We start from the raw sequence: 13,251 nt of genomic DNA, 5'->3' as shown, positions 1-13,251 counted from the left end.
GTATGACAAATGATACGCGCTCACTTTACAGCCAGCTACCGTCTATTGATAAGTTGCTGCATCAAGAAGAAATTCAGGCTTTAGTTGCTTCTTATGGTCAGACATTTATTACTGAGCATTTACGAAAGTTACAAGAAGAAGCGCGTATCATTATTCGCCAAGATAATGACCTACCTACATGGTATAACCAGTGGGCGAATGAATTACAAAATCGCATTACATTACAACAAAAATCGTTAATTAAACCTGTTTTCAATTTAACAGGAACGGTTTTACACACCAATTTAGGTCGAGCATTAATGGCTGAATCGGCTATCAAAGCCGTTAGCCAAGTTATGCGCTCTCCTGCAACCTTAGAATATTCTCTCGATGGTGCCTCAAGAGGACACCGTGATCGCGCTATCGCAGACTTGTTATGTGAATTAACGGGGGCTGAAGATGCCTGTATTGTTAATAACAATGCTGCCGCCGTTTTATTGATGCTTGCAACCGTAGCACCAAATAAAGAAGTCGTGGTTTCTCGTGGTGAATTAGTGGAAATTGGTGGTGCTTTTCGTATCCCTGATGTGATGACACAAGCAGGCTGCACACTTAAAGAAGTGGGTACAACAAACCGCACTCATCTTAAAGATTATCGTAACGCCATTAATGAAAATACGGGATTGCTGATGAAAGTTCATACCAGCAATTACGCTATTCAAGGTTTTACCGCAGAAGTTCATGGTGAAGAATTAGCGGCTTTAGGTAAAGAGATGAATTTACCTACTGCTATCGATTTAGGCAGTGGTTCAATGACTAACTTAGCTACTTTAGGTTTACCTTCAGAGCCCATGCCTCAAAATTATCTACAACAAGGTATCGATCTTGTTACCTTCTCTGGTGATAAATTATTAGGCGGCCCTCAAGCGGGAATAATCTTAGGTAAAAAAACATGGATTGAAGCTATTCAGCGCCACCCTTTAAAGCGTGCATTACGTGTTGATAAAATGACATTAGCAGCATTAGGCGCCACATTACGCCTTTATCAGCAACCAGAAAAAATGGTAGTTGAAATTCCGACACTACGTTTGTTAACTAGGACACAAACAGAAATTCATGACATGGCGCAACGGTTATTGCCTCATTTTCAGGCATATTATGGGGAAAATTACCATATCACGATATCCTCATGTGCGTCTCAAATAGGCAGTGGTTCGTTACCTATTGAAAGTTTACCGAGTGCAGCTCTTACCTTTGAAGCAAAAGATGGAAAAGGTAGCCAGTTAGATACATTAGCCGCACTTTGGCGTGATTTAGAAAAGCCTATTATCGGTCGAATTACTGATGGTCGCCTGTGGCTTGATCTGCGCTGTCTTGAGGATGAAAATGCATTAATACAGGCACTTTTACTATGATTTTTGCAACGGCAGGTCACGTAGACCACGGAAAAACCACACTTATACAAGCTATCACTGGGGTAGATACAACCCATTTACCCGAAGAGAAAAAACGAGGTATGACCATAGATTTAGGTTATGCCTATTGGCGTCAAGGTGACGGAACGTCTATCGGTTTTATCGATGTACCCGGTCATGAAAAATTTCTTTCTAACATGCTTGCTGGTGTTGGTGGGATCTCTCATGCACTGTTAATTGTGGCTTGTGACGATGGTGTTATGGCTCAAACCATTGAACATATTTCTATTTTACGTCTTGCTGGCTGTCCTCAAGTTACCGTAATTCTGACTAAAGCAGATCGTGTTACGCCTGAACGAATTGAAGAAGTTCGATCACAAACAATTGATGTATTGGCCAATTTAGGCTGGCAACAACCTGATATTTTTGTCACCTCAGCACCTTCTAACGAAGGGATACCCGCGCTTCGTGACTATCTTGTTAACCTTCATCAACAAGAACAACAACACCCTCAATGGCATAAACGCTTTCGCTTAGCGATAGACCGCGTTTTTAGTATTAAAGGGGCTGGCTTAGTGGTTACAGGTACTGCCCTCGCTGGGCAAATAGCCATTGGTGATACTTTTTGGCTAACAGGTGCTGATAAACCAGTAAGGATCAGAGCGTTACACGCACAAAATCAACCCGCAGAAAGTGCAGGAGCTGGTCATCGTATTGCCATTAATATCACTGGAGATATCAGTAAAGATAGTGTCTCTCGTGGCGATTGGTTGCTCTCTCAAGAACCTAACTATCAAGCCCATAAAGTCTTAGTCAGTTTAATCGCTGATGAACCTTTAAAGCATTGGCAGCCTGTACATATTCATCATGGTACTCGCCATATTACAGGCCGGGTTTCGCTCTTAAATAATGCTAACGAAACACCTCAATTAGCTGAACTTATTCTTGATGAACCACTTTGGCTGGTGGATAACGACAGGCTTATTTTACGTGATATTAGTGCTCAACGTACATTAGCCGCAGCGAAAGTCTTACATTTGCATTCGCCACGTAGAGGTAAACGACAAAGTGAGTTCTTAGCTTGGCTACATCAACTTGATAATGCTGATAGTGTCAGTGCCAATTTAGCGTTATGTTTACCAAAAGGTGAATTATCTCTAAATCAGTTTGCTTGGGCTCAGCAATTAACTGAAAGTGCGCTCACTCAGCTACTAGAAACATTTGACCTAATTAACGTTGCTGGCGTTATTCTTTCTAAAGAAAATGCTGATAATGCAAAACAAAAATTACTCAATACTCTTGAGGAATATCACCAACAACATAATGATCAAATGGGAGTCGGGCGTTCACGTTTAAAACGCATGGCGTTACCAACTTATCATGATGAGTTGGTTTATCACCTAATTGATCAATTACGAAAAGAGAGTGCAATTAGCCAAAGTCGGGGCTGGCTTCACCTCCCAACCCATGGTCTTGCTTTTTCGCCAGAACAAGAGTCGTTATGGCAATATGCTAAAGTCTATTTTGAGCAATCTGAACCTTGGTGGGTACGTGATCTTGCAAATGAAATGAAAAAGGATGAAAAAGAAATTCGTTCATTATTACGCAAGGCCGCACAATTAGGTTTAATTATCCCAATTATTGCTGATCGCTACTATACCCATGCATCTATAGAGAAATTTGCCTCCATTATTGTGAAATATAATGAGAGTAATGGCAGTGTCACCGCAGCAGATTTTCGTGATGAATTATCTGTAGGACGTAAATTAGCAGTACAAATCCTAGAATATTTTGACCGTACAGGTTTTACACGGCGCAAAAAAGATCTTCATATTTTACGAGATAAAGGGCTATTCTAAATAAAGAATATAATTAGACTGAATCATCCATTCAGTCTAATTAAAATTATCACCTACAATATTTGTAAAATTTAAATCCTATTCTTTATGGCTATACTCGGAAGAGATATGAAAAAACTATTAGGAAGTGCTTACCTTGCACTTATTTTTATTGGCTCTCTGTTTATTGTTTTTGAAAAAACGAGTCTTATTTATACAGTCCTACTCTCTGTGAGTGCTTATTTTATTCTTTTTTCTCTTTTCTTTATTTTATCAGGACGTATTTTATTTTCGATCATTACAACTGGTACGCTTTTCCTGATCACTAAGTTTATTAACCAACTTAAAGTCCATTATTACAAAGAGACATTAATGTTCTCTGATTTTGATTTAGCCTTTGACAGTTCAAATTTAGGGACATTAGGACATTATTGGGAAGCCGGTGTGGCATTGATTGCAATGCTAATATGGCTTCTTATTAATATGTTGATTGCTTGGCGTTTTTCCAAAAAATCACGTCTAACATTACGTGTAAGTAGCTTACTGCTAATGGTTGTTGGTGTCATTACCATCCATTTTACTGTTGAAAAGTGGCAAGTTGAATGGGAAGGTACATTACCTGGTGGCCGAGGTACCGTTACTAATTTGATTATGTCCGGTTACCAAACTACATACCACCCCCCTTATTTTAAAGAAAGTGCTGACTATTTCCTTGAAAAAGCAAATAAAACGGCATTACCTGAGACACAAACTGAAATAAAGCCCGATATCATCATTTTATTACAAGAATCGACGGTTAATCCTTCCATTTATCAATTTAATAAAGATCTCGCATTACCTGATTTATTCATGTTCCAAAAAGATGAAGGTGTGAGTGCTCAAAGTCCTTTACGAGTACAAACCTTTGGTGGTGGTACTTGGCTTTCTGAGTTTTCCATCTTAACAGGATTAAATACTGACGATTTTGGTGCCCGTAAGAACTCGGTATTCTATTTTGTTGTCGATAATCTTAATGAAAGTTTATTTCGCCAACTCAAAGCTGAAGGCTATTACACGGTTTTACTCACCCCATTTAATCGTAGTGCTTATCATGCTGGTTATGCTTATGAGCAAATGGGGGTTGATGAAATTATCCAACCTCAAGAGTTAGGTTATCCTGGACATTTGGAAGAAAATCTTTGGAAAATATCAACACAAGATATGCTAGGTTATATCGAAGAAGTTCTTAAAAAACGAACAGATAAACCTTTGTTTATATTTTCATTAACGATGTATGAACATGGCCCTTATGATGAATCTCATACTGATGACTATCAAATTACGGGTCAAACAGAAAGCAGTAATGCACCAGGTAAATTTAGCCACTATATGGAAAAAATAATTACCAGTGATCCGGCAATTAAAGATTTTTCCAATTTTGTCGCCCAAAGAGAAAAACCGACAATGTTTCTTTATTTTGGTGATCATCAACCTAATATAGAGTTAAATAATTACCAGTCACCATTTACTAACCCCGCACATATCACTCAATTCACATTGAGAGACAACCTAACGCAAGGTGCATCACTTTCAACGGGTGAGTTAACGGATATTAGCTTCTTAGGTGGCATGATACTGGAGCGCGCACGTTTACCATTATCACCTTTCTATAAAGCCAATATTCAAATGCGACACCTATGTGAAGGTAAATTAAATGACTGTGAAGACGAAAAATTAATTAATAGTTATAAAAATTATATTTACGACAAATTGAAAGTTGCAGGTGTCGCTGATGATTAATTTTTGTCACTTAAATAATGGATGATCGGGATTATAAATCTGATTAATATCAACGAAAAAGAGGCTAGTTATCTAGCCTCTTTTTTTATCTTAAAACTGTTTATCCAAAATATTGGATACTATTATTTACGTGTTGCAACAATCACACTAGATGCTTTCACTAATGCTAAAACATCACTGCCTTTTGCCAATTTCATTTCTTGTAAGCTTTCATTTGTAATAACCGCAGTCAGCTCTAAGCCTTTTACTGTTTCTAAATGCACCGTTGAATTTACAGCGCCTTGCGCGATTTGAGTCACTTTTCCTGCAAACTGATTACGTGCAGAAAAATTCAAACCACAATCAGGGAGCGCTAAAACAACCCATGGTGCTTTAATAATGGCGATTGCTTCACCATCTTTTTTGATCTTTAAACTATCACAGCTCTCTTTAGTGATAATTGTGGCCAGTTTTTCACCATGCGCTAACGATAAAATAACTTCGCTATTAACGGCACCTTCAATAATATCAATAACTTTACCAACTAATTGATTGCGTGCTGAAACTTTCATTTATCCACCTCTATTATTGATGAGAAATTATATAAATAATACTATCAAGTCATTGAGGTAATTTTATCATAAATGCCATTAAATAAATTATTCTTAGATCATGGTTTAAAGTTTATTTATTATTTAAAAACATAATGTTATAAATAAATAGAAATAGCAAAAATAAATAACGACCTCGCAAATTAATAGAAATAAATTCAGCAAGTTATATCTTTTTTGTTTTTATCCTTATTGCCATAAAAAAATAGATAACTTAATTAACCTGTTAGCTAAAGGTAATTTAAGCTATCTATAATCTTAATTAAAAAGACTTATTGTCCATTCTGAGCAAATGTCGCTAATAAATGTAAAGCGGAAGAGTAATAATCCGTATCTTTACTTAAATCGACATCTTCAATAGGGGTTTTCATCGTTAAATCTCTCACCGCCATCATACCTGGTGTGAGGTTATATTCCGCACGCTCTTGGCCATCAATACTGACCCAAGCTGGCGTTTTATAACGATCAAATTGTTGCCAATATTGCACAAAGGGTTGTAAAGCTAATTCATCATGTGCCCAAGCTAAATAAAGCGGAATACGTATTGCATCAAAGCTAAATCGTGCGGGCCATTTTTCGCTAGGCTCTATCTTTCCATCAGGATATAAACTCACCCAGTCTGAGGGTAATTGATATTCACCGAAGCGCATATTTCTTAGCAAAGATTGGCTATCATTAATTAACGCTTTCCAACGAATATCTTTGCTTGTACGGTAAAAATCTTTCCATGCTGGAAAAATAAAATAAGATGGATTAATAATAATTTCTTCCGGTGTTTTAAAACCATTAATACCCGGTAGTAATACGGTATAGTTTTTTGTTTTAACTAAGGTATGCTCTAAAATAGCGTGCTGAATAGAATCGGAGGCTGAAAGATAACTTTCATCATTCCATTTTTCACCCGCTTTTAATAATGCCCACGCAATTAAAATATCACCATCAGTTGCATTATTAGGATCAGGGGTATGTTCATTATTTTCAGGTTCATAACGCCATTTAAACAACCCTAAATCGCCTCGATAAAGAGAGGTCGCCGTCCAACGCCACAGCTTATTGAATGTCTCACGATCATCACTCATTACCGCCATCAACATCCCATAGCCTTGACCTTCTGAGTGCGAGATATTGTTATTGGCGCTGTCTATAACGCGCCCGTCATCCTTAATATAGCGCTCTTTAAACTGCTGCCATCCGGTTTGAGTATCTGCTGCCTGTATTGAGGGAGAAACCATAAGCAACAAACCTAAAATAAAAAAGGTAAAAAACAGATAATTACAACGAGATAAGTGCCCAAAAGACATTGCCTTTCTCTCCTGATATTGCCGACCGTTATCTGATTTCGGTCGGCACATTACATGTTATTTCAAGGTAACTCAAAAGATAGCAACTATCTTTTGTTCTTCATTAATTTCGTCTTCTTCTATGACTTCGGTTTTGGGTAACAATGTTTTTTCACAAAAATCCTGCATCCAAGAAGCGAACTCTTCTTTTAAAACGGAATTATGTAAACCATATTCAACAAAGGCTTTCATATATCCCAGCTTATTACCACAGTCATGAGATTTACCCACTAAGGTATAAGCTTCAGCCGTTTCTTTTTTCAATAATAAATCAATCGCATCAGTTAACTGAATTTCACCACCAACGCCTGCTGGTAAACCATCCAATAATTCCCAAATAGCTGAAGAGAAAACATAACGACCTACTACAGAAAGATTAGATGGTGCATCTTCTGGATTTGGTTTTTCCACGATACGACGAATAGGAGCCCAATTACCTTGAGGACAGAAAACGCCTTCGCAATCCACAACACCATATTGTTGCACTTGACTCATTGGTACTGGTTCAACCATGATTTGGCTACGTTCAGTTTTTTCAAAACGTTTGATCATTGCTGATAAATTATCATGTTTAGGATCACAATAGTGTGCATTCAATAAAACATCTGGTAGTAAAACAATAAATGGATTATCGCCTATCACAGGACGCGCACAGCAAATAGCGTGACCTAAACCTAATGCATGACCTTGACGAATTTGTACAATTTTGACATTTTCAGGGCAAATTGAACGTACTTCTTCTAATAATTTATTTTTAATACGCTGTTCAAGCATATTTTCTAATTCAAAGCTGGTATCAAAATGATCCGCAATTGAATTTTTAGAAGAGTGAGTGACTAAAATAATTTCCTCAACACCAGCCTGAGCACACTCTTCAACAATATATTGAATTAAAGGGCGGTCAACGATAGGCAGCATTTCTTTAGGAATTGATTTCGTTGCAGGTAACATACGAGTACCTAATCCAGCAACAGGGATAACAGCTTTCATCATAATAAAATCCTCTAATAGATATTTATCTAAAACTAATATTTAGTATTATTTTAAATTACACTTATATTTAATTATAAAAACCAGATACATTTAAAATATATAGTTACCTCCCTTTAATTAAAAAGAGATAATATTATTTTTCATATCTTTATTTAAAAATTTTCTATTTAAAACCCAGAATAAAATCCGTATTTATTACCACCCATTTCTTTTATGGAATAAAGTGTTTCATCTGCAGATTTTAATAATTCAGATAATGTTTTTCCGTCTTTAGGATATTCGGCAATACCTAAGCTAATAGAAGGCGTTAACATATAGTCTGAATTAATATTTATTGGCTTTTCCATTGATTTCCAAAGTGATTCTATTATTTCTAATAGAATCACTGAACAAGAACGTAATCCTTTAGGGAAAAGCACAGCAAATTCATCACCGCCAAGTCGGCCACAATAAACTTCGCTGTTTTCTAATTGTGATAATCGCTTTGATATTTCACACAATACTTTATCACCGGCATGATGCCCAAACTGATCATTAATTGCTTTAAATTTGTCACAATCAATAATACCAAGACAAAATGAAGATGGATGTGAAATATTTAATCGCTCATTTTCAATTTTTTCAACAATACTTAATCGATTTGATATTCCGGTTAATGAGTCGATATAGCTTTTACTAAATAACTCATTTCTTAACTCTACTTTATCAGTAATATCCAAACTAATAAATACATAATGAGAAATTAAATTATCTTTATCAAACACAGGAATAATACTAATATCTTCCCATACTTCTTGTTGAGATTCATTATTTCTCTTTGCTTCTAATCGATAAACACCTTTATTATCATTATTACCGTTTACACAATAATTTATTTGATTCTTATCAATTAAATAAAACAAGTTGTATTTTTTATCTTTTATATTTTCAAAATGAACGTTATTAAATTCACAATATTTTTCATTAGCATAAACTATAGTGCCATTAATATCAGTTACTAACATCATAAAAACATTATTAGTAAACTGCTTTATTAATAAGCATTTAGAATTATCATCATTAAATATCATTTCATTCATTTTTGACCTCCGATGCTCATCAATAAAGCATATATATTATTATTCAGCTGATGAATTATGTGCATAGCGAAAAATAAAGACATCTTTAGCATCAGTAGATTGACGATGTACTTGCATTTTTGCATTACCACCTTGATGAGTTAACCACCCCTCATATAACCCTTCTAATACACCAGCACTTGCAACACGCCACTGAACGTCATCTTGGCTTTGCGTAAAATGAGGCCATGCACAGTGCACTAATAAAAGCTCACTCATTGCAGGAGATATGGTGACAAAACCCCATTTGAATAACGTTAATACGCGATTAATATGTGATTCAAGTAATTGAATATTTTCACTTTCTGGTAAAGGGTAGCGTAAGGCAATATCTTTACCAATATTTCTTAAATTACTTTCGGCAGTTGAAATATCATTGTCATTTAATACTTGAAAAAATAATAATTGAGTTAGATCTTGCCAGCCGCTTTCAAAAGGTAATTGTAAGATATCACTGTCATGCTTATTCATTGTTTGTTTCCTTAATTATTTAGACAGAAAGTCTGGAGTATATTTTAGGTGTAACCACATATTATCTTCAGCATAATCACCGGATGTATCATGCGATAAGCTGACACCTAACTCGGTTTCTTTATTTAAATAATATTTCGCGTCTAAACCTAATCTGTAAGTAATATTTGTTTCGTCTTTTTCTTCATAACGAGATTTAATTCGAGGATCGCTCGCGTTATGTTTATTTAAGGCGTCTTGCATATAACTATGTGTTGGAAAATAATCACTGCCTTTTTGTTTGTAACTTTGTATACCTATTGCACCATTTAAGGACACTTCACCTTTTTCAAAACGGCGGGTATAAGCAACAGGTAATGAGACAGAAACATAATCTTGTGGACTAAAGTAACCACCATGCCCTAATGAAAAGTTATTTTGGTTATTTCTAAAGTTCATATAATCAACATGCACACCGGCTTTCACCTCTTGCTGGTCATCTTTATAGAACTTAGCGTAAGAGCCCATCCATGCTTTCACTTCATCATTACTCGCAACACTTTTACCTTCATAGTTATAAAAACCGCCCCCGACATAAGCGCCAACTTTGCCATCATCCCAAGCATATTGAGCTTTGGCACCATTACGTGTTACACGCCCCCAGCTTTCACCCGTCATAGGATCGGTGCGTCCCATATAAGAAAGTAGACTATCTTTGATGGCTCTGCGCTCTGCTGTCAGTGTTAATTGCCCATTTTGGCCAATTTTAGGTGAATATGTGAGACCACCGACAACCGTTGCCGTATCTTTACCTAATGGTGTTGAGCCAACATCAAAGCTGACATTCTTGTCAGATAAACGCAGTCCTAATTCAACACCAGAAGCACGTTGGCTACCGGCTTCGTCGGCATTAATTTTGTTTTTCTCGTCATGGTTATCGCTATTCTTAGCAAAGCGTTCAGCATGTTGAAGCTGTCCTGTACCAAAGCGATTTGCTCTCTCACCAGAAACTGAGCCACTCGTCATAGAAACTGGAGTTACATTAAATTCCCAGCGGAACTCTTCTCCTGGAACACTTGAAATACTGATTGGTGCAGAAATTTCAGTGACATTAGATAATCCTTTATCACCATTGCGATGGCGCACAGCAACACCGCCTTGTACCCATGGTGAAACTTTTTCTTCTAATTCACGGATAGAACGTTGAACAGATGCCATCTCTTTACGTTCATAGATAGAACCTGCTATGGCTGTATTATCGCTCTCTAATGCGCGTAATTGACCCGCAGATGTATTCAATACACTATCATCAGTGTTTTGCCATTGTGCACTGCGTAACAAGGTTAAAGCTTTACGGTTTTCACCGTTTAATTGCGCTATTTGTGCTGCTTGTAATAAATAAGCAGGTTGTGAAGAAGACGGAATTTGTTGCAATAGCTGCTGTGCTTTTCGGCCATCTTGTTGCGCTAATGCAACTTCTATTTGAGCTTGGATTAATTTAGTATCTTTTCCTTGCTCTTTTTCCAAATAAGAGAGAATTTTATCCGACTGTTCAGGCATAGATTGCGCTAAATAAACACGACTTAATGCCATTAATAAATCAGGATCGTTAGGGGATGATTTTAACGCGACAACCAATGTGTCATAAGCCGCTTTAATTTCACCTTTTTCACGTAAGTTATCAGCTTGCGCAACTTTGGTAGCTACCTCTAAGCGTTTCTTCTCAACAATTGGTGTTTCTTGTTGCAATGCCGGATCATTAATCAAGCTAGATGCTTGTGTATAACGACCTAATTCATTGAGAACATTGATATGACCTGCATAGTTACCTACAGATCCTTTAGTGCCTTTGGCAATATCATTTTCAACTAACTGCAACGCTTCATCGTTTAATCCACTGCTTACCAATCGTTCCGCTAATTCACCTACATCATTTGGATAATCAGCAATTTGGTTAATTAAAGGACGTAAGGTATTACGTACAGCAACTAGATTACCAGCTTGGCGATAATGCTCTGCTTGCGCAAGTTGACGATGAAAACGAGCGCGCTGTAATAACTCTTTTTCAGCTTCTGTCTGTTGGTTATGACTACTTAGCAAGTTAAAAACTTTATCCCACTCTTTTTGCTCAACATAAAATAAAGAAGCGACGTAATCCGTGTCTCTTGTTTTACGATTTTGCAATTGTGAAATAATATTTTTTGCGCCAGTACTATCACCATCTGCAGCCATTAAACGAGCTAAATCAAGATAAACCCAGTTATTTTGTGGATTTTTACGTTGTGCTTGTGTCAGCAATTGTCTTGCTTGAACACGATTACCATTTTCTAACGCTTTTTGTGCTTCACGACGTAATGTCTCTGAAGGATCTGTATTTGCGGTAAGTTTTTGACGTAAAGAGGCTGATTGTTGAGCCAGTAATTGCTCTGCTTTCGTATTTTGTCCTTCCTGAACCAATAAATAGTAGTAAGCTGAAATGACTTTTTCATTACGACTATTTTGTTGATAAAGACCGGCTAATAATTGGTGCGCAGCAGGTAAATTACCTTGTTTACGTAATAAATCAGCTTGTAGCAAATTAGCGGATAATCCTTTCTCACCTGATGCGCCTGTTAAAGGTGCTAATTTATCAAGTGCCTGTTGAATATTTCCTTGTTTAGCACGTTGTTGCGCATCACGTAGTTGTGCATAGAAACCAGCATCTTCCGCTTGTTGCTTCCATTTACTGCCCTGCTCGCCACCTGATTGTGCAGCTTGATTTAATAAGCGCTGACCTGTTGCTAAATCACCCGAACGTAATGCGGTATAACCTAACCCTGCTAATGCTTGTGCATCATTATTATCTGCTGCTAATGCTTGTTTAAAATAACCTTCTGCTTCTTTCAATTTGCCTTTATTTAAAGCGGTATAACCAGCTTGACGTGCATTACCTTGAATAGCGCCTTGGAAATGTTCAGCAACAGCTTTATCATTCGGATTTGCTTGTAAATAGGTTTTATATAACACCTCATCATCAGGGCGGACATTCAGCCATAACAGTGCTTGGCGAAGGCCTTTTTTTGCTGACTCATCGCCTGAAACATTACCTAAAATTGTTATCCCTTCACGACGAGTTTCTTCGTTATAAGTTAGCGTCAGCCCTAACGCTCTTTGTGTTTCTTTATTATCAGGCATTAATGCAGCTCGTTGTTTTAGCCCTGAAATAGCTTGTGGCAACATTGCAGGCACACCTGCCATAGTCTGATAATATTCTAATGCCAGTGTTTCTGGTGGCTCACTACTAACAAATAAACGTTGATACGCTTTTATCGCTTCTTCATGCTGCCCTTTCTTTGCCAATTCCCTGGCATAACCTAATTGTTGATCACTAAATTGTGATGATCGGATGTTCTTTAATCCATCAATACGTGGATCTTGCGGTGCGACTTGTGCAAGTTTTTCCCGCCAATAGGTCGCTTGCTTTTCATTCCCTTGCTGTGCTGTAAAGAACGCCATTAAATATAAAGCGTCTTGGTTATTACTTTCCATAATCAACACTTTTTGCAGTGCTTCTACTGCACGCGCATCATGCGCTCTACCGTGCCAATAATTAGCTTGTTCAATAAGAGAGCTTACAATATTTGGATCAGTAGCTGTTGTATTTACATCATTCGCCGTGGCTTGTACTTGGCTTGAAGCGCCTAAAATACAACCAGCATAAATAACTTTAACGATGATGTTAAGTGCGTGGTTTTTCATCCCATATACTC

The 13,251-nt window shown here is 37.1% G+C and carries 9 protein-coding genes; 3 read left to right on the top strand and 6 right to left on the bottom strand.

Annotated features, from left to right (window positions below):
• Positions 1–2: 2 nt before the first annotated feature.
• The 3 genes from selA to GTH24_RS20010 all read left to right on the top strand — a co-directional run bounded on the left by selA (position 3) and on the right by GTH24_RS20010 (position 5,011).
• Positions 3–1,394 (top strand): L-seryl-tRNA(Sec) selenium transferase, encoded by a 1,392-nt coding sequence (gene selA / locus GTH24_RS20020; RefSeq protein WP_072070498.1) that lies wholly within the window; start codon positions 3–5, stop codon positions 1,392–1,394.
• A complete protein-coding gene (selB, locus tag GTH24_RS20015) occupies positions 1,391–3,253 on the top strand; it encodes a selenocysteine-specific translation elongation factor (protein WP_072070499.1) in 1,863 nt (620 codons plus the stop codon). The genes selA and selB overlap by 4 nt, the downstream gene beginning before the upstream one ends.
• Positions 3,254–3,361: 108 nt before the next feature.
• Positions 3,362–5,011, top strand: coding sequence for an LTA synthase family protein (locus GTH24_RS20010; RefSeq protein WP_072070500.1), 1,650 nt, complete (start codon positions 3,362–3,364; stop codon positions 5,009–5,011).
• A 122-nt stretch (positions 5,012–5,133) separates the two neighbouring features.
• Here the strand turns inward: GTH24_RS20010 and GTH24_RS20005 are convergent, their stop codons facing one another.
• The 6 genes from GTH24_RS20005 to GTH24_RS19980 all read right to left on the bottom strand — a co-directional run bounded on the left by GTH24_RS20005 (position 5,134) and on the right by GTH24_RS19980 (position 13,240).
• The gene (locus GTH24_RS20005; RefSeq protein ID WP_072070501.1) at positions 5,134–5,562 is read right to left on the bottom strand and encodes a TOBE domain-containing protein; all 429 of its coding nucleotides are present in this window, start codon (positions 5,560–5,562) and stop codon (positions 5,134–5,136) included.
• A gap of 311 nt (positions 5,563–5,873) precedes the next feature.
• Positions 5,874–6,902, bottom strand: a complete 1,029-nt coding sequence (locus GTH24_RS20000) for a glycosyl hydrolase family 8 (RefSeq protein ID WP_072070502.1) — start codon at positions 6,900–6,902, stop codon at positions 5,874–5,876.
• Positions 6,903–6,974: 72 nt separating this feature from the next.
• A complete protein-coding gene (gene galU, locus GTH24_RS19995; protein ID WP_072070503.1) occupies positions 6,975–7,934 on the bottom strand; it encodes a UTP--glucose-1-phosphate uridylyltransferase GalU in 960 nt (319 codons plus the stop codon).
• A 167-nt stretch (positions 7,935–8,101) separates the two neighbouring features.
• Complete coding sequence (locus tag GTH24_RS19990) at positions 8,102–9,013, bottom strand: sensor domain-containing diguanylate cyclase (protein WP_072070504.1); 912 nt, start codon at positions 9,011–9,013, stop codon at positions 8,102–8,104.
• A 39-nt stretch (positions 9,014–9,052) separates the two neighbouring features.
• Complete coding sequence (bcsD, locus tag GTH24_RS19985) at positions 9,053–9,523, bottom strand: cellulose biosynthesis protein BcsD (protein WP_164526889.1); 471 nt, start codon at positions 9,521–9,523, stop codon at positions 9,053–9,055.
• Between the two features lie 15 nt (positions 9,524–9,538).
• The gene (locus GTH24_RS19980) at positions 9,539–13,240 is read right to left on the bottom strand and encodes a cellulose biosynthesis protein BcsC (RefSeq protein WP_164526888.1); all 3,702 of its coding nucleotides are present in this window, start codon (positions 13,238–13,240) and stop codon (positions 9,539–9,541) included.
• Positions 13,241–13,251 lie beyond the last annotated feature (11 nt).

This window comes from Proteus vulgaris, assembly GCF_011045815.1.
In the GTDB taxonomy this organism is placed as follows: domain Bacteria; phylum Pseudomonadota; class Gammaproteobacteria; order Enterobacterales; family Enterobacteriaceae; genus Proteus; species Proteus vulgaris_B.
The sequence above is the reverse complement of the archived record's forward strand: the minus strand, read 5'-3'. Positions and strand labels throughout refer to the sequence as shown.